This is a genomic window from Pseudodonghicola flavimaris, from assembly GCF_030164425.1.
GTDB lineage: Bacteria > Pseudomonadota > Alphaproteobacteria > Rhodobacterales > Rhodobacteraceae > Pseudodonghicola > Pseudodonghicola flavimaris.
On record NZ_JASNJD010000009.1, the window covers coordinates 166,277 to 183,318 of the forward strand.

Sequence of the window (17,042 nt, forward strand, 5' to 3'; positions counted from 1 at the left end):
GGATGACCGCAAGCCCCCCTCGAATTCCCCTTTCCTTCGTCGGCAAGCGGCTGCTCTACGGGATGATGACCGTCTTCGCGATCGCGGTGATCAACTTTTTCCTGCTGCAGCTCGCCCCCGGCGACGCGGCCGAGGCGCTGGCCGGCGAGGCAGGCACCGCCAGTCCCGAGTATATCGCGGAGCTGCGGGCGCAGTTCGGGCTGGACCAGCCGCTGATGCTGCAGCTCTGGGCCTTCGTGTCGCGGCTCTTCACCCTCGATCTGGGCTATTCCTTCCGCTACGGCGCCGATGTCGCCGATCTGATCTTCGCCCGGCTGCCGGCGACGCTTCTGCTGATGACGACCAGCGTGGTCTTTGCGGTGATCGGTGGCATCGTGCTGGGGGTGACGGCCGCGCGTTTCGCCAACCGGCTGCCCGACCGGCTGATCTCCTTCACCGGGTTGCTGTTCTATGCGACGCCGCCATTCTGGATCGGGCTGATGATGATCCTCGTCTTCTCGGTCTGGTTCGGATGGGTGCCAACCTCGGGGATGGAGAACGTGCTGGCCTTCAACACCGGCTGGGCGCGGGCCGTCGACATCGGCCATCACCTGATCCTGCCGGCGCTGACCCAGGCGTTCTTCTACCTGGCGATCTATATCCGGCTGGTGCGGGCGGGCATGCTGGACGTGCTGTCGCTGGAGTTCATCCGGGTGGCGCGGGCCAAGGGGATTTCCGAGGCGCGCATCGGCTATCGCCACGCGCTGCGCAGCGCGGTGATGCCGCTGGTGACGGTGGTGGGCACCAATGTCGGCGGCTTTCTGGGCGGCGCGGTGCTGACCGAGACGGTGTTTTCCTGGCCCGGGGTCGGCCGGCTGATGTTCGACGCGATGTTCCAGCGCGACCTGAACCTGCTGCTGAGCATCCTGATCCTCAGCTCGGTCTTCGTGGTGGTGACCAATTTCGTCGTCGACATCCTCTATGTACTGATCAACCCGACGGTGGAACTGAAATGACGGGCCGGGTTTTCAGGGGATTGCGGGCGGCGGGGCGCAACTGGACCATGAGCCTGGGGCTTCTGCTGCTTTCGGGGGTCGCGCTGATGGCGCTGACCGCGTCACTGCTGTTTCCGCTCAGCCCCTATGACATGATCGGGCCGCCGCTGCAGTGGCCGGGGCAGTTCGACGGCGCGGTCCTGGGCACCGATGCGCTGGGCCGGGATATCGCCGCGGGCATTTTCTACGGCGCTCGCATCTCGTTGCTGGTGGGCTTCGCCTCGGTCGCCTGCGCGTTGGTCTTCGGGGTGCTGATCGGCGCTTTTGCCGGCTATTACGGCGGCTGGGTCGATACCGTGCTGATGCGGGTGACCGAGCTGTTTCAGACCATCCCGCAGTTCATGCTGGCCATCGTGGTGGTGGCGATCCTCGGCGCGTCGATCGGCAATACCATCGTCGCGCTGGCGGTGGTCAGCTGGCCGGCGATTGCCCGGCTGGTGCGGGGCGAATTCATGGTGATCCGGCAACGCGCCTACGTGCAGGGTTGCATCGTCCTGGGGATGAGCGATCTGCGGATCATGTTCGTGCAGATCCTGCCCAATGCGATCTCCGGGGTGACGGTGATGTCGACGATCCTGATCGCCACCGCCATCCTGATGGAAAGCGCGCTGTCGTTCCTGGGGTTCGGCGATCCCAACGTGATCACCTGGGGCACGATGATCGGCATGGGCCGCGGTAACCTGCGCGACGCCTGGTACATCATCACCATTCCCGGCCTGGCGCTGCTGCTGACGGCGCTGGCGCTGAACCTGGTGGGGGACGGGCTGAACGATCTGCTGAACCCGCGCCTGCGCAAGAGAAAGGCGGGCTGAGATGTCGACACGGGATGTCCCGCTGCTGGAAATCGAGGATCTGCGCATCCGGGTCCGCAACACCCCGGGGGCAGAGATCCTGCGCGGCGTGTCGCTGCGGCTCTGGCCGGGAGAGACGCTGGCGGTGGTGGGCGAATCCGGCTGCGGCAAGTCGATGACCTCGCTGGCGGTGATGGGGCTGTTGCCGGAGGGGCTGGAGCGGACCGCCGGCACGGTGCGGCTGACCGGCACGCCGGTGCCGATCGGTGACAACCGCGCCATGCGCCGGATCCGGGCCGCCCGGATCGGCATGGTGTTTCAGGAGCCGATGGCGGCGCTCGATCCGCTGTTTCCGGTCGGCCGGCAGGTGCTGGAGGTGCTGAACGAGCATCAGCGCCTGGGCCGGCGCGCCGCCTGGGCGCGGGTGATCGAGCTGCTGGGTCTGGTCGATCTGCCTGATCCGGAGCGGATCGCGCGGTCCTATCCGCACCGGTTGTCGGGCGGGCAGCTGCAGCGGGTGGTGATCGCCATGGCCATCGCCTGCAGCCCGGAGGTTCTGATCGCCGACGAGCCGACCACGGCGCTGGATGTGACGGTGCAGGCGCAGATCATCCGGCTGCTGAAGAAGCTGCAGCGCCGCACCGGCGTGGGCATCGTCCTGATCACCCATAACCTGGGGCTGGTCGCCCATAGCGCCGATCGCGTCATGGTCATGTATGCCGGCCGCAAGGTCGAAGAGGCCGATACCTACAGCCTGTTCACCGCGCCGCGCCATCCCTATACCCGCGGGTTGCTGGACGCGACCCCGAACCCGGAGCGGCAGGCCACCGGCGGCCGGTTGCTGAACGAGATCCCGGGCATCGTGCCCTCGATCACCGATCCGATGCCGGGTTGCCGGTTCGCCCCGCGCTGTGTCCGCCGGACCGAGGCGTGCCGTGCCCGGGTGCCCGATTTCACGGTCGTGGCCGGTCATGGCGTCGCCTGTTTCGATCCGGTCCCGCGGCCGGGGGAGGTGGCGGCATGAGCATGACACCGCTTCTGCGGGTGCGCGACCTGCACTGCAGCTTTCGCGTCAACTCGGGCATGATCCACCCGGTGCGCGGCGTGTCCTTCGATCTGCAGCGCGGCGAGACGCTGGCGCTGGTCGGCGAATCCGGCTGCGGCAAGACCACCCTGGCGCGGGCCCTGCTGGGGCTGCAACCGCCGAGCGCCGGCAGCATCCAGATCGAGGGCAACGAGATCGCCGGGCTGAACCGGGTCGACCTGCGCCGGTTCCGGCCACAGATGCAATGCGTGTTCCAGGACCCGTTCTCCTCGCTCAACCCGCGCAAGCGGGTGGAGACGCTGATCCGCGAACCGCTCGACGTCCATCAGAAATTTGCCCCCGAGGAGCGGCGGCGTCGGGTGCACCTGATGATGGAGAAGGTCGGCCTGCCCGCCGACTGGGGGCGTCGGTTCCCGCATGAGTTCTCCGGCGGCCAGCGGCAGCGGATCGGGATCGCCCGGGCGCTGATCCTGCAGCCCGACATCCTGATCTGCGACGAACCGGTTTCGGCGCTGGACGTGTCGGTTCAGGCGCAGATCATCAACCTGCTCTACGATCTGAAAAGCGATCTGGGGGTGAGCTATCTGTTCATCTCGCACGATCTGACGCTGGTGGAGACCTTCGCCGACCGTGTTGCGATGATGTTCGAGGGCCAGATCGTCGAGACCGGTCCCGCGCGTGAGGTCTGGTGCAATCCGCAACACGCCTTCACTCGTCGCATGATCGATGCCATTCCGGTGCCGGACGTGACCCGCCCGGCGCCGCCGGCCTTTCGTCTTGAGGCCGACTGATCCCGAAAGGAGCCTGACATGAAAGAGCTGATCGAAACCCTGGGCGCGCGCGGAGAGCTGCTGCGGATCGCCCGGCCGGCTGACCCGAAACACCAGTTGGCGGCGGTGACGCGGGCGGTGCAGAACGCCGGCGAAGAGGTGGTGCTGTTCGAAAACGTGCCGGGTTACGACATGCCGGTGGTCTCCAACATCTACGGCTCGCACGACCGGCTGTGCCGGATGATCGGTGCCGGGGACGGCATCTTCAGCACCCGCTGGAATGCCCTGACAGAGGCGGCGGGCCGGGCTGCGACCGAAACTTGCCTGCGCCCGGCCAGCGAGGCGGAAGCGGCGGGCTTCGTCAGCGGCCCGCTGTCGGCGTTGCCGGCGATCACCTATCACGCCCGGGACGGCGGGCCTTATTTTACCTCGGCGATCTATCTGGCCCGTGATCCCGACAACGGCGTGCCGAACCTGTCGTTCCACCGCTCGCAGATCATCAGCGAGACCGAGCTGCGGGTGCGGCTGGGGTCGTCCCACGACCTGGCGAAATACCAGGCCCGGGCCGAGGCCCGCAACGAACCGCTCGAAGCCGCGCTGCTGCTGTCCTGCCCGCCCGAGATCTTTCTGGGCGCCTGCGCCTCGCTGCCGATCGAGGCGAGCGAACTGAACCTGGCCTCCGAAATCCGCCGCGCGCCGATCGCCATGCGGCGCTGCCGGACCATCGATCTGGAGGTGCCGGCCTCGGTCGATATCGTGGTGGAGGGGCGGTTCCTGCCCAATGTCAAACGTCCGGAGGGGCCCTTCGGCGAATTCATGGGCAATTACGTCGAGGTCGGCGACAACCATGTCTTCGAGGTAACCCATGTCGAATGGCGCCGCGAGGCGGTGTTCCATTCGCTGGTCTGCGGCACGCCGGAGGACCTGCGCCCGCTCGAGGCGGTGACGGCGGCGCGGGTCTATCGCCATGTCAGCGCCCAGGTGCCCGGGGTGATTGATGTCTGCTGCCGGCCGAACGTGATGATCTCGATCATCAAGATCCGCAAGGCCTACGAAGGCCATGCCCAGCACGCAATCCTGGCCGCGCTCGGTTCCTATCTCGATTACAACAAGGTGGTGATCGTGGTCGATGAGGATGTCGATATTTACAACCTCGAAGACGTGATGTGGGCCTACATGACTCGTGGACGGGCCGATACCCGGGCGATGATCCTCAAGGACATCCCGGGGTTCTACCGCGATCCGCACAAGGATCACTGGGGCCGGCTCTGTATCGATGCGACCCGCCCCTGGGGGCGGGAGGCCGAATTCGCCCGCAAGACCGTCCCCGGCGAGGCAGAGATTGATCTGGCCGACTGGCTGGGCGCCTGAGCGGGCGGATCACCCCGGCAGACGCGGGGCGGGGGTCCATTCGTCCCCGGCCAGTTCGGCGGTGTCGAAGGCGCGGAGCCGGTCGAACTGCGCTGCCCGGTCCTCGCAGAAGAAGGCCGCGGCAATTGCCCGGCCCAGCCGCTTGGCGCCGGTGCTGACGGCGGGGATATCGCCCGAGACCTTGCCGTGGCTCAGCATCGCGGCATCGTTGAAGCAATGGATGCGCGCCAGCGCCGGGCAGCTGCCGGGGATCTTTTCCAGAAAGGTGAAATCCGCCGCCAGATAGGGCGATTGCCCCAGCGGCCCCTGCGCCGGCAGGCTGTCCGGGAAATCCGGGCGATCGGCCCAGGACAGCACATGTGGCGCGATGGCCGACAGTTCCGCCCGGTCGGCGAAATCATTGCGGAACCCGGTGGCGGCGATCAGGAAATCGGTGGCGAAACTCCCGCGGGAGGTGTCGACGCGCAGCCGTTTGCCCTCCACCTCCGCCCCGGTGAGGGCGCAGCCGAAATGGAATTGCGCATTGGCATGCTCGGACACCCGCCGGACCGAATGGCTGGGCGGCGGCACCTGTTCGGCCATCGCATAGCTGTGGATCTTCAGCTTCCAGTCGTCGGGCAGATGCGCCAGCCCGTGGACGGTGCCGGGGCTGCCGATGCCGGTCAGCTTGTTGACGGCGGGCAGGGTGTCGCGGCGGATCAGCAGATCGACCCGCGCCGCCCCGGCCTCCAGCGCGGTGGCGGCATTGTCCATCGCCGAGGCACCGGCGCCCACCACCACCACGTCGCGGCCGCGGAGCGCCTCGAAGTCGATGTCATCGGCGCTGTGGGCCCAGAACCGGGGATCGAGTGTTTCGAGACAGGCGGGGGCAGCGCCGCCACCCAGCCCCGACCGGCCGGTCGCCAGCACCACGCGGCGCGCCAGCAGACGGCTTTCGCCATCGGGGCCCTGCAGGGTGACCCGCAGATAGGGCCCCTCGGCCCGCAGATCGGTCAACCGGGTGTCGTTGCGCACCGGCAGCGCCAGCACCCGGCGATACCAGCGCAGATAATCCATCCACTGGTCCTTGGGGATCTTGCCGAGCCTGTCCCAGGCCCCGGCGCCCCATTGCGCGGTGAACCAGGCGCGGAAGGTCAGCGCCGGCAGATCCAGCGCCGGGCCGGTCAGCGTCTTGGGCGAGCGCAGGGTGCGCATCCGGGCAAAGGTCTCCCACGGGCCCTCAAACCCCTCGGGGGCGGCGTCCACCGCGAAGGCTTTATCGATCCCCAGCATCCGCAGCTCGGCCAGCGCGGCGAGCCCGCACATGCCGGCGCCGACGATCAGCACATCGGTCACCGGTTCGTCGCCGGCGCGGCGCGGTGGCACCCAGGAGGCTGCGGGAAGGTCGAGGTAGTCGAGGTCCTCGGCCAGACGGCGTTCCAGATCGGTCAAGCTCACGCGGTCTGCCTTTCATCTTGCTGGTGGCGGTCCCGCCACGGGAGGGTCGCGCCGGACCCTAGGCCGCCGGCGCCGGCGCCGGAATGCGGCAGCGGAGAATTCGGCCGCGCATGGGGTGGTTTTTCCCGCGCCTGCCCGGCAGAGAGGCACCCGGGGGCCGGGCCACTTGCCTGGGCTCCGGGTTTCTGGCAGGCCGGTTCAATCGTGGTCGTCGAAACGAGAGGAGCCGCAGGATGAACCCGCATCCGGACGTCATTACCGAACCGGCGCGGCAGACGCCGGTGATCCATCGGACAGAGGTTTTGGTGGTCGGCTCAGGTCCCGGCGGGCTGGCCGCCGCGCTCGCCGCGGCGCGGGCCGGGGCAGAGGTCTGCCTGGTCGAACGCTTCGGCTGTTTCGGCGGCAATATCACCACTGTCGGGGTCGAGGGGTTCGCCTGGTATCGGCACGAGGCGACGGTCGAGGCCGGCGGTATCGGTCGCGAGTTCGAGGACCGCGCCAAGGCGGCCGGGGCAGCGGTGCCGGAGAGCCAATCGCTCAGCTACGAGCTCGACAGCGAGGGCTTCAAGCTGGTCGCCGACCGGATGGTCGAAGAGGCGGGGCTGCATGCCATGCTGCACCGCAGTTTCGTGGCCCCGGTGATGGAGGGCGACCGCATCGCCGGCATCGTGGTGGAATCCAAGGCCGGACGCGAGGCGATCCTGGCCCGGGTGGTGATCGACGCCACCGGCGATGCCGACGTGGCCCATCGCGCCGGCGCGCCGACGGTCAAGACTCCGGTGGAGGAGATGCAGGCCGCCAGCGTGATGTTCCACCTCGCCGGGGTCGACAAATCCGCCTTCATGGCCGCGGTCAGGGCCGATCCGCAGACCTACAGCGACTGGTCCAGCGGCGAGTGGACGGTGGAGACCGACGGCAAGGAGGACGACATGTTCTCTCCCTTCCTGCGCAAACCTTTCGAACAGGCGATCGCGGCGGGGCTGATCCCGGCGGAGCTGAACACCATCGCCGGCACCTGGGGCGCGGCGCATGACACCGGAGAGCTGACCTATATGAACCTGGTGCATCTGGCGGGGGTCGACGGTACCGATCCCGACAGCATGACCCGGGGCGAGATCGAGGGCCGGCGCCAGGCGATGCTGGCGGTGGAGGCGCTGCGCCGCTTCATGCCGGGCTGCGCTGGCGCCCGGCTGCGCAACTTCGGCATGACCATCGGCATCCGCGACAGCCGCAAGATCGACGCGGCCTACAACATGACCGCCGCGGATGTCCGTGGCGAAGCACGCTTCGACGACAGTATCGGCATCTATCCCGAATTCATCGACGGCTATGGCGTGCTGATCCTGCCAACCACCGGCCGCTATATGCATATCCCCTATCGGGCGATGCTGCCCGGCCGGGTCCGGGGGTTGCTGGTCGCGGGGCGCGCCATCGGCGGTGACCGGATCGCCCATGCCGCGACCCGCAACATGGCCTGCTGCGCCGTCGCCGGGCAGGGGGCCGGCGTCGCCGCCGCCCTGGCGGTCCGCACCGCCCGTGATGTGGTCGAGGTCGATATCTCCGCCGTGCAGGCCGAACTGGAACGGCAGGGCGTGCGGCTGCATTAGGGCGCGCCGGGGTCTTTCCGGGCCGAACATATCCCGGCCGGGCGTTCGGCGCCCGCGCCGGTTCAGGGCGTCTCTGCCGCCACGATCAGCTCGACCCCCTGCGCGGCGAGGGCGGCAGCGACGCCGGCGTCGGGGCGGCGGTCGGTGACGATGCGCTGGACCTTTTCCAGACCGGCAACCTCGAACACCGCGCCGCGGTCGAACTTGCTGCTGTCGGCCAGCACGGTCAGCCGCCGGGCACGGGCAACCATGGCGCGGGCCAGCTCGGTCTCGCGCAGGTCGAAATCATAGATCCCGTCGGGCTGCACCGCGCCGACGGTCAGCACCGCATGTTCGGCGTGAAACTGGGTCAGCTGCTCCACCGCCATCGGCCCCAGTGTCTCCTGCAGGTCGACGCTGAATTCGCCGCCCAGCAGGAACAGGTGGTTCTGATGATCGCCGCGCGGAAACAGGCTGAGCGCGCGGACCGAGTTGGTGACCAGCGTCAGCCGCTTCAGCGCCAGCAGGTGTTCGGCGAAGATCACCGTGGTCGAGCCGGAGTCCATCATGATGGTGTCGCCATCGGAGAACAGTGTCGCGGCGGTGCGGGCGATGGCGCGCTTGGCCTCGACGTTTTCGGCCATGCGGGCGGCGAAGGGGCCTTCGATCCGGGCCGTCTCCGGCTCCAGCCGGCGGGCGCCGCCGTGGACCTTGCGCAGCAATCCGCGCCGGTCCAGCCGGGTCAGATCGCGGCGGATGGTCTCCCGCGAGGTGCCGAGGCGGTCGGCCAGGCTGTCGACACTGACGGTGCCCTCCTCCTCGACCAGGCTGACGATCCGGTCCTGACGCACGTCGGGGCGTATCCGCGACACTTGCATTCTCCTCTCATGCCGCGGGGCGCCCCCGCGGAAGCTGCGCGACCCTAGCGACCCCCGGGCCGATTGAAAAGCGGCCGGCGGGGGTGCGGTCCGGCGGCGTTGGGTGTCGGCGGCGGTCCTGCCTCAGGGCGCAAAGGCGTGCTCTGCGGCGGCATATTCGGCGACCCCTTCGTCACGGCCCTCGGTGAAGCACGCCACCGTGGCGGGGGTGGCGAGATCGGGAAAGTGATAGACCGCGTTGACCGAAAACGGGCCGCCCCCGGAATGGCCGATGGCGCGGCCGGCGGCGCCGAAGCTGCCGCTCATCAGCCCGAGCGCATAGCCGCAATCGGTCCATGGTCGTCCCGGCAGGGCGCCGCCCAGTGATTGGCGCCGAAGCATCTGCTCCAACATCGCGGGAGACAGCAGCTGGCCGGTGAACAGCCGGTGCAGCAGCCGCGCCGCATCGGTGGCGGTTCCGATCAGGCAGCCGTGATAGACCCAGCCGGGATGATAGCGGCGCGCCCCGTCCCAGCGGACCCGGGTAAAGTGCTGCCGGGTGGTGGCGAGCGTCACGCTGTCGAGCCCGAGCCGGTCGCCGATCCGCGTGCGAAACAGGGCGGCGAAGGGCATATCCGCCGCCGTCTCGATCCGCTGGCGGGCGAGCATGTAGCCGACATTCGAATAGGCCCAGCCGGTACCGGGTGCGAACAGCGGCCCTTGGGCCAGAGCGGCGGCGAGCAGATCGGTATCGGACCAGGGCTCCTCATCCCGGGCTACCGCCGCCTGATAGGCGGGCAGGCCGGTGTAGTCGGGCAGGCCGGCGGTGTGGCCCAGCAGCTGGCGCAGGGTGAAGGGCTGGCCCGGCAAGGGGGTGTCCAGATCGAGTTTGCCCGCCTCTGCCAGTGACAGGGCGCAGATCGCGATCGCGGTCTTGGTGACGCTCCAATAGGGAAAGATCCCCGTGTTGTCGGGGCTGCGCTGATCGCAGCCGGCCGCGGTGATGCGGCAGGAATGCAGGGGGGCCGGGGTGGTCATGGTCGCGGCATATCACATCATGGCCAGCGGGCCAGCGGGCCAGCGGGCCAGCGGGCCAGCGGCCGGGCTTGCTTTCTTTGCGCCCCGATCCCGGCGCGTCACCCGCCGGGATCGGGGTCGGTCAGGACCGCGGTCGTTCCTTCTTCGGATCGTAGTGCGGAAAGGCGGCGACCCGCGCCGACAGCCGCTTCAGATGACCGTCGAGCCGGCCGACCTCCAGCGCGGTGCCCTCGGCGGCATGGGCGATATCGATCCGGGCCAGGGCGATCAGCTGGCCGCTGCGGGGCGAGCGCATGGCCGAGCAGATCTCTCCCACCTGGGCGCGGCCCAGACGCAGGCAATCGCCATGCGCCACCGGATCCTGCCCGTCGATCTCGAGGCCGACGAATTTCCGCGCCGGGTGCTCCTTGCGGCGGATCAGCGCCTCGCGCCCGACGAAATCGGCGGTCTTCGATTTCAGCGGCACGGTGAAGCCGATGCCGGCCTCAAACGGGTCGGTCTGATCGCTGAAGTCGTAGCCGGCGAAGACCAGCCCGGCCTCGATCCGCACCAGATCGAGCCCTTCGAGCCCCATGGGTTTCAGCCCCAGCGGCGCGCCGGCGGTCCAGACCGCGTCGAACACCGCCGCGCCGTCCTTCGGGTGGCAGAAGATCTCATAGCCCAGTTCGCCGGTATAGCCGGTGCGCGACACCACCACCGGCACTCCGGTCTCGCCGCCGATCCGGCCGACGGTGAAGCGGAACCAGTCGAGCGCCTGCAGCGGCGTCTGATGCGGCGCGGTCCACAGGATCTCGGCCAGCAGCGTCCGCGATTTCGGACCCTGCACCGCCAGATTGTGCATCTGATCTGTGGAGGATCGGACCAGCACGTTCAGACCCAGCCGCGCCGCCTCCTCGCGCATCCAGACGCCGCCCTCGTCGGAACCGCCGATCCAGCGGAAGTTCTGCGGCCCCAGCCGGAACAGGGTGCCATCGTCGATCATACCGCCATGGGGATAGCACATCGCGGAATAGACCACCTGGCCGACCCCCAGCTTGTCGATATTGCGGGTCAGGACCCAGTTCATCAGGGCGGCGGCATCCGGGCCGGTGATCTCGAACTTGCGCAGCGCCGACAGATCCATCGCCACCACGCCCTCGCGGCAGGCCCAGTAGCTTTCCACCGCATCGGTCTGGGGAAAGCTGTTGGGCAGCCAGAAGCCGCGATATTCGACGAAATCCTGCGTCAGCGCGGCGAAACTGGCGTGGAAGGCGCTTTCACGCGTCATGATGGGCTCCTCGTCCGGGGTCGGGCGCCAGGCCACGGCGCGTGAGAATTTTTCCTGCGCCGCGTAGCTGCGCACATGGATATCGGTCGGCTGCCAGCCATTGGCAGCGCTGGTGTCGTCGGGGCAGGCGGAGGAGACGCAGACCAGATCGGTCAACGCCCGGAGCAGCACGTAATCGCCGGGCCGCGACCAGGGTTCGTCGGCATACATCACACCGTGGTCGTCGATGCCGGTGTTGAAGAAGAAATTCGCCGCCATCCAGCCGGGCCGGCCGGGAATTCCATGCTCCGCCAGCGCGCCGTTGAAATTGTCCGAACAGTTGACGTGCCCGGGATAACCGATGTCGTCGTAATACTTGGCGTTGCAGGCCATGGCGAAGGCATCGTGGCGGCCGCAGGTATCCTGCACCACCTCGATCAGCGCGGTGTTGTCCTGATCGAAGTATTTCGCATGCAGTCCCGGCATCGGATAGGCATGGCCCTGGATCGTCCGGGTGGTGGTGACGTCGAGCGGGTGAAAGATGCCGCGGTCGACCTTGCGGGCATCGAAGCACTGGAAATCGGTGCATTGCCGGCCATCCACGTCGAGGATCTGGATGTATTCCCCCTTGGCCACCCGATAGGCGCGGGCGGTGGCGGAGCCGACCCGCAGGTCGAGCACCGGATCGGCCAGCGGCTCGGGCAGGGCGAAGTGTCCGGTTTCGCGCGGCGCGGCGCGGGTGACGGTCAGCGCCAGCGGGCTGAGCGTGCTCTGCGCCTCGAAATCCATTGCCGGGCCCGGGGCGGCGACGATCAGCCAACCGGGGCCCTGGGCGGTGAACCTGGCGCTGTCGCCGGCCGGGCTGCTGTCACCGAAGAGGGGGATGGCGCGGGCCGCTTCCAGCGCGATGCCGCGCCGGTCGAGCGCCCGGCGCAGCCGCGTCAGGCTCGGTTCCTCCGCGGCCAGCAGCGCGCGCAGCCCCTCGGCCGGGGCGGTCGCGCGACAGTCCAGCAGCGCCGCGTCGGTGCGCCCCTCCGGTGTCGCGGCCAGCAGTTCGCAGGCCTGGCCGCCCTCGGTGTTGACGATCTCGATCCCATCGCCTGCGGCCAGCGCGATGCTCAGGGCGCCGCCGCCCGGGACGGTATAGCGCTCGGTTCCGGGGGCGCGGGAAAACCCGGCGGCCCGGCGTGCCTGTGACGGGCGCGGCGGGCCGGGGCGGATCAGCTGCGCCGGCGGTTGCTCCAGCATGTCGGTCCTCCTCGTTGAAGAAACGCAGGGGGCATGACGCCCCCTGTCAGGCGGGGAATGGTCAGTTCTGCAGGTAGGCTTCCATCGAATCGTCCAGCGCCTCCTTCCACGGGGTGTGGTGCTTGGGCGCCATGGTGCCGGTGATCACCGATTTGTAGCTGTTGTTGCGGAAGCCCATGATGTCTTCGACCTTGTGCTTCTTCCATTCGAAGAAGGCCTCGCAGGCGCCGTCGATGTCGAAGCTGGGATAGTCGGTCTCGGCCACCAGTTCCTTCACATAGTCGGCCTGATACTTGATGGCGTATTTCACATCGTCGGAGGCTTCTTCGCGGGCCTCGCGCTCGGCCACGTCGGCCATCATCACCTGCTTGTCCTCGGGCAGGGCGATCCGGCCCAGGATCACATCGCGCACCCACCAGGCCTGGGCGTCGAACATGTTGAAGGTGAACCACTGGTCCTGCATGCCGAGATAGAAGAGCTTGGGGTTATGCGCCCAGACCACGCCCTTGTAGAGATCGGCGGTGGCCAGCCGGTTCGCCGTCTTCAGCCGCAGATCGTCGGGCAGGAAGGGGAAATAGTGCCGGTAACCGGTGCACAGGATGATGGCGTCGAAATCCTTGCTGGAGCCGTCGGCGAAGAACACGGTCTTGCCATCGACCCGGACCAGCCCCTGTTTCTCTTCCCAGTTGTCGGGCCAGGCGAAGCCCATCGGCGCGCTGCGGTAACAGCTGGTGATCGAGTTGGCGCCGTATTTCCAGCACTGCGAGCCGATATCCTCGGCCGAGTAGGAGGCGCCGACCACCAGCACGTCCTTGCCGGCGAATTCGCGGGCGTCGCGGAAGTCATGGGCGTGGACGATGCGGCCATTGAAGGTGGAGAAGCCTTCGTATTCCGGCACGTTGGGCGAGGAGAAATGCCCCGAGGCGCAGATCACGTGATCGAAGCGCTCCTTGTAGACATGATCGCTGGCCAGGTTGTGGACCGTGACGGTGAAGTCATCCGCATCGGGATCGTATTCGACCCAGCGGATCACCGAGGAGAAGCGGATCCAGTCGCGCACATTCGCCTTCAGCACCCGGCCCTCGATATAGTCGAACAGCACGGCGCGCGGCGGGTATGAGGCGATCTGCTTGCCGAAATGCTCCTCAAAGGAATAGTCGGCGAATTCCAGCCCCTCTTTCGGGCCGTTCGACCACAGGTAGCGATACATCGACCCGTGCACCGGTTCGCCGTTCTCGTCGACGCCGGTGCGCCAAGTATAGTTCCACAGGCCGCCCCAGTTCGATTGCTTCTCGAAACAGACGATCTCGGGGATCTCCGTCCCCTTCTCCGCCGCCGACTGAAAGGCCCTGAGCTGCGCCAGGCCAGAGGGACCGGCCCCGATGATGGCAACGCGTTTGGTCATGTGTTCTCTCCCTGTTTTTGGATTAGACCAAATATTGAAATTGGTTCAAGTGGTATGGACCTGACTGAACCAAAACTTTTCTGCTGGTCAATGAATTTTCTTTCTAGGAATATGGAGGCGACGCAAAATTCGTGTCTTTGATGTGCAAATGAGCTCTGGAGCCGGCAATGAGCAGCCCATCCTTTGCGCAACGCCTGGCGGTCAGCGGATCGCTGCCGCGGCTGGACGTGCAAAACCGCGCGCCGATCCGAATCGGTTTCCTGGTGCCGCTGTCGGGGCCGCAACAGGGCTGGGGCGGGCCCGGTGTCGACGGGTGCCGGATCTGGGTCGACTGGATCAATGCGCGCGGCGGGCTGATGGTCGGTGGCAAGCGTCACCTGGTGGAAATGCAGCTGCATGACAGCGCGGAGGGGCCGCGCGCGACCCTCGCCGCCGCCCGCAGGATGATCGAAGAGGACCGCGTCCGGCTGGTGCTGATCCTCGGCGGCGATGATGTCGAACCGGCGCTGGACTATCTGATGGAGCGCAGGGTGCTGGTTGCCACGCTGCTGCCCTCGGACCTCTCGCCCGACCGGCCCTATCTGATCGCCCCGGCCGAGGTTCACCCGCTGTTCAACGTCACCGGGGTGGACTGGCTGGCCGAAACCCATCCGGAGGCGCGGCGGGTGGCGCTGTGCAGTCAGACCGACCTGCTGGGGCTGCCTTCGCTGGCGGTCTACCGCGCCGCTTTCGAGGCCGCCGGCCGCGAGATCGTGGATGAGCTGCGCTATGACCCTGCCGAACAGGACGCGGCGGGGCTGGTCGCCCGGATGATGGCCGCCGATCCCGATGTGCTGTGCTGGTGCTCCTCGGCGCCGCCGATGATCGAGGAGCTGACCGTCGCCGCCTATGAGGCCGGTTTCAAAGGGCAGATCCTGTGCTGCACCGGCGACGATTATCCGCGCTTGCTGCAGCGGACCTCTGCCGCCTTTATGGCGCGCTTCACCTTCCAGTTCCCGGATTTCGACGATCCGCTGCTGGCGGACAAGGCGTTCTTCTTCCGCCGTCCCAAGGCCTTCTACGACGCCTATACCGATCGCTTCCCGGGACGCTGGAACGCGGTGAGCTGGGAATATGCCTCGATCCTCGATCTCTGGCACGATGCGGTGGAGGTGGCCGATTCCACTGCGCCGGTCTCGGTGCTGGCGGCGCTGAAACGTGGCCGGCAGATGCCCAATGCCTTCGGCCCGGCGCGCTGGTGGGGCGATGAGGTCTTCGGTATCGACAATGCGCTGGTGGGCGAATGGCCGGTGGTGCGGATCCGCGACGGCAAGGCGCGAATCGTCGCCTTCGGCTCGGTGCTGGACTGGCTGGACCGTAATGGCGACCGTCTGCTGGCTGAGATGGAACGGCTGGGCCTTCTGTGGTCGCAGCGTCTGCCGCCGGTGCTGCCGGTCGACCCGATGGGAAAATAGCACCCCGGCCAGGGCCTTTGTCCCGCGCAAGGACCAGCAATGACAGGGGAACGCGGCGCGCAGGGCGCCCCGATCGCGCTGCACCGCAGCGCCTGTCCGGGAAACAGGCTGCGGGCCCGCGGATCAGAAAAATTGCACTGCAGTGCAGAAATTTCTTGTCAGGAAATATAATTTCCCTTTAGTCATCTCTCCCGAGATCGAGCGGGGTTCCGGCCAACGGGCCGGACCCGCCCCGCAACCGGAAACCTGTGGCCCGCGCCGGCAGTCGCCGCGCGGCGGATGGAGGGATGACGATGACCGCGACGCTGATCGACGGCAAGGCCTTTGCGGCGAAAATTCATGCGCAGGTCACCGCGCATGTGGCGCGGCTGAAGGCGGATCACGGGCTGACGCCGGGTCTGGCCGTGGTGCTGGTGGGGGAGGATCCGGCCAGCCAGGTCTATGTCCGCAACAAGGGGTGGCAGACGGTCGAGGCGGGGATGAACAGCTTCGAATACAAGCGCCCGGCGGATACCCCGGAGGCCGAGCTGCTGGCGCTGATCGAGCGGCTGAACGCCGATCCGGCGGTGCATGGCATTCTGGTGCAGCTGCCGCTGCCCGGTCACATCGACGCCGATCTGGTGATCAACGCGATCGACCCGGCCAAGGATGTCGATGGGTTTCATATCTCCAACGTCGGCCTGCTGGCGACCGGGCAGAAGGCGATGGTGCCCTGCACACCGCTGGGCTGCCTGATGATGCTGCGCGACCTGCATGGCGATCTTTCCGGGCGGGAGGCCGTGGTGGTCGGCCGCTCCAACATCGTCGGCAAGCCGATGGCGCAGCTGCTGCTGCGCGACAGCTGCACGGTGACGCTGGCGCATTCCCGCACCCGGGACCTGGCCGCGGTCTGCCGGCGCGCCGATATCCTTGTCGCCGCCGTCGGCCGGCCGGAGATGATCCCGGGCGACTGGATCAAGCCTGGCGCCACGGTGATCGATGTCGGCATCAACCGGATCGACGCGCCCGAGCGCGGCGCCGGCAAGAGCCGGCTGGTGGGGGATGTCCACTTCGCCTCCGCCGCCGAGGTCGCCGGCGCCATCACCCCGGTGCCGGGCGGTGTCGGTCCGATGACCATCGCCTGCCTGCTGGCCAACACGCTGACCGCCTGTTCGCGGGCCAATGGCCTGGCCGAGCCCGAAGGGCTCACCGCATAAGTCCTGCGCCGGAAGGCTCACGGCAAAAATCCCACGCCCCAGGGGCGCACCGATCGATCATCCGCCCGGCGGCATCCTCCGATGTGCTGTTCGCCGGGCGCAAAGGCTGATCCCGGCAGAGGCCGGGGCAGAAAACCGGCCGGAACAGGCCGACAGGACCCGGACGACCGGGCCACCGCAGAGGAGTTCAAGATGACCACATACTGCCTGACCGTGACCTGCCCCTCGACGCGGGGGATTGTCGCTGCGATTGCCAATTACCTGGCGGATCAGGGCTGCAACATCACCGACAGCTCGCAATTCGACGACCCGGAGACCGGCAAGTTCTTCATGCGGGTCAGCTTCGTGTCGGAGACCGGCGCCGAGCCGGCCGGGCTGGAGGCGGGGTTCGCCGCCACGGCAGAGGCCTTCGGCATGGATTTCGCCTTCCATGACGAGACCCGGAAGATGAAGGTGGTGATCATGGTGTCGCGGTTCGGGCATTGCCTGAACGACCTGCTCTATCGCTGGCGGATCGGGGCGCTGCCGATCGACATCGTGGCGGTGATCTCCAACCACATGGAG

Annotated in this window: 14 protein-coding genes; 9 read left to right on the plus strand and 5 right to left on the minus strand. The window is 67.6% G+C overall.

Features of this window, described 5'->3' with window-relative positions; genetic code table 11:
* The first annotated feature begins 2 nt into the window (after window positions 1-2).
* From QO033_RS13885 to QO033_RS13905, 5 genes are read left to right on the plus strand one after another with little or no spacing between them, the layout of a single operon-like run.
* The gene (locus QO033_RS13885) at window positions 3-995 is read left to right on the plus strand and encodes an ABC transporter permease (RefSeq protein ID WP_284481576.1); all 993 of its coding nucleotides are present in this window, start codon (window positions 3-5) and stop codon (window positions 993-995) included.
* The gene (locus tag QO033_RS13890; protein ID WP_284481577.1) at window positions 992-1,846 is read left to right on the plus strand and encodes an ABC transporter permease; all 855 of its coding nucleotides are present in this window, start codon (window positions 992-994) and stop codon (window positions 1,844-1,846) included. The genes QO033_RS13885 and QO033_RS13890 overlap by 4 nt, the downstream gene beginning before the upstream one ends.
* 1 nt (window position 1,847) lies before the next feature.
* On the plus strand, window positions 1,848-2,849 hold the full coding sequence (locus tag QO033_RS13895) for an ABC transporter ATP-binding protein (RefSeq protein WP_284481578.1): 1,002 nt from the start codon (window positions 1,848-1,850) through the stop codon (window positions 2,847-2,849).
* A complete protein-coding gene (locus QO033_RS13900; RefSeq protein WP_284481579.1) occupies window positions 2,846-3,661 on the plus strand; it encodes an ATP-binding cassette domain-containing protein in 816 nt (271 codons plus the stop codon). The genes QO033_RS13895 and QO033_RS13900 overlap by 4 nt, the downstream gene beginning before the upstream one ends.
* 18 nt (window positions 3,662-3,679) lie before the next feature.
* Window positions 3,680-5,011 carry a UbiD family decarboxylase gene (locus QO033_RS13905; RefSeq protein ID WP_284481580.1) on the plus strand — a complete coding sequence of 444 codons (1,332 nt, stop codon included), beginning with the start codon at window positions 3,680-3,682 and terminating at the stop codon, window positions 5,009-5,011.
* Between the two features lie 9 nt (window positions 5,012-5,020).
* Here the strand turns inward: QO033_RS13905 and QO033_RS13910 are convergent, their stop codons facing one another.
* Window positions 5,021-6,448 (minus strand): flavin-containing monooxygenase, encoded by a 1,428-nt coding sequence (locus tag QO033_RS13910; protein WP_284481581.1) that lies wholly within the window; start codon window positions 6,446-6,448, stop codon window positions 5,021-5,023.
* A 233-nt stretch (window positions 6,449-6,681) separates the two neighbouring features.
* On the opposite strand from QO033_RS13910, the gene QO033_RS13915 reads away from it, so the two are divergent.
* On the plus strand, window positions 6,682-8,055 hold the full coding sequence (locus QO033_RS13915) for an FAD-dependent oxidoreductase (RefSeq protein ID WP_284481582.1): 1,374 nt from the start codon (window positions 6,682-6,684) through the stop codon (window positions 8,053-8,055).
* 62 nt (window positions 8,056-8,117) lie between these two features.
* On the opposite strand, the gene QO033_RS13920 is transcribed toward QO033_RS13915, so the two are convergent.
* The 4 genes from QO033_RS13920 to QO033_RS13935 all read right to left on the minus strand — a co-directional run bounded on the left by QO033_RS13920 (window position 8,118) and on the right by QO033_RS13935 (window position 13,828).
* The gene (locus QO033_RS13920) at window positions 8,118-8,906 is read right to left on the minus strand and encodes a DeoR/GlpR family DNA-binding transcription regulator (RefSeq protein ID WP_284481583.1); all 789 of its coding nucleotides are present in this window, start codon (window positions 8,904-8,906) and stop codon (window positions 8,118-8,120) included.
* A gap of 129 nt (window positions 8,907-9,035) precedes the next feature.
* The gene (locus tag QO033_RS13925; protein ID WP_284481584.1) at window positions 9,036-9,929 is read right to left on the minus strand and encodes a serine hydrolase domain-containing protein; all 894 of its coding nucleotides are present in this window, start codon (window positions 9,927-9,929) and stop codon (window positions 9,036-9,038) included.
* 121 nt (window positions 9,930-10,050) lie between these two features.
* Window positions 10,051-12,423 (minus strand): DUF1989 domain-containing protein, encoded by a 2,373-nt coding sequence (locus QO033_RS13930; RefSeq protein ID WP_284481585.1) that lies wholly within the window; start codon window positions 12,421-12,423, stop codon window positions 10,051-10,053.
* A 61-nt stretch (window positions 12,424-12,484) separates the two neighbouring features.
* Window positions 12,485-13,828, minus strand: coding sequence for an NAD(P)-binding domain-containing protein (locus QO033_RS13935; protein WP_284481586.1), 1,344 nt, complete (start codon window positions 13,826-13,828; stop codon window positions 12,485-12,487).
* A gap of 167 nt (window positions 13,829-13,995) precedes the next feature.
* Here QO033_RS13935 and QO033_RS13940 point away from each other — a divergent pair, with 167 nt between their 5' ends.
* The 3 genes from QO033_RS13940 to QO033_RS13950 all read left to right on the plus strand — a co-directional run.
* On the plus strand, window positions 13,996-15,282 hold the full coding sequence (locus tag QO033_RS13940) for an ABC transporter substrate-binding protein (RefSeq protein WP_284481587.1): 1,287 nt from the start codon (window positions 13,996-13,998) through the stop codon (window positions 15,280-15,282).
* 293 nt (window positions 15,283-15,575) lie between these two features.
* On the plus strand, window positions 15,576-16,478 hold the full coding sequence (gene folD, locus QO033_RS13945) for a bifunctional methylenetetrahydrofolate dehydrogenase/methenyltetrahydrofolate cyclohydrolase FolD (RefSeq protein WP_284481588.1): 903 nt from the start codon (window positions 15,576-15,578) through the stop codon (window positions 16,476-16,478).
* 192 nt (window positions 16,479-16,670) lie between these two features.
* Window positions 16,671-17,042, plus strand: a 372-nt coding sequence (locus QO033_RS13950) for an ACT domain-containing protein (protein WP_284481589.1), incomplete at its 3' end; no start/stop codon positions are given.

Excerpts from the sequence above, each read along its gene's own strand:
- QO033_RS13925 (WP_284481584.1), bottom strand. The coding sequence starts at position 9,929 with ATGACCACCCCGGCCCCCCTGCATTCCTGCCGCATCACCGCGGCCGGC.
- QO033_RS13895 (WP_284481578.1), top strand. The coding sequence starts at position 1,848 with ATGTCGACACGGGATGTCCCGCTGCTGGAAATCGAGGATCTGCGCATC.
- QO033_RS13900 (WP_284481579.1), top strand. The coding sequence starts at position 2,846 with ATGAGCATGACACCGCTTCTGCGGGTGCGCGACCTGCACTGCAGCTTT.
- QO033_RS13905 (WP_284481580.1), top strand. The coding sequence starts at position 3,680 with ATGAAAGAGCTGATCGAAACCCTGGGCGCGCGCGGAGAGCTGCTGCGG.
- QO033_RS13930 (WP_284481585.1), bottom strand. The coding sequence starts at position 12,423 with ATGCTGGAGCAACCGCCGGCGCAGCTGATCCGCCCCGGCCCGCCGCGC.
- folD (WP_284481588.1), top strand. The coding sequence starts at position 15,576 with ATGACCGCGACGCTGATCGACGGCAAGGCCTTTGCGGCGAAAATTCAT.
- QO033_RS13935 (WP_284481586.1), bottom strand. The coding sequence starts at position 13,828 with ATGACCAAACGCGTTGCCATCATCGGGGCCGGTCCCTCTGGCCTGGCG.
- QO033_RS13915 (WP_284481582.1), top strand. The coding sequence starts at position 6,682 with ATGAACCCGCATCCGGACGTCATTACCGAACCGGCGCGGCAGACGCCG.
- QO033_RS13890 (WP_284481577.1), top strand. The coding sequence starts at position 992 with ATGACGGGCCGGGTTTTCAGGGGATTGCGGGCGGCGGGGCGCAACTGG.
- QO033_RS13885 (WP_284481576.1), top strand. The coding sequence starts at position 3 with ATGACCGCAAGCCCCCCTCGAATTCCCCTTTCCTTCGTCGGCAAGCGG.
- QO033_RS13940 (WP_284481587.1), top strand. The coding sequence starts at position 13,996 with ATGAGCAGCCCATCCTTTGCGCAACGCCTGGCGGTCAGCGGATCGCTG.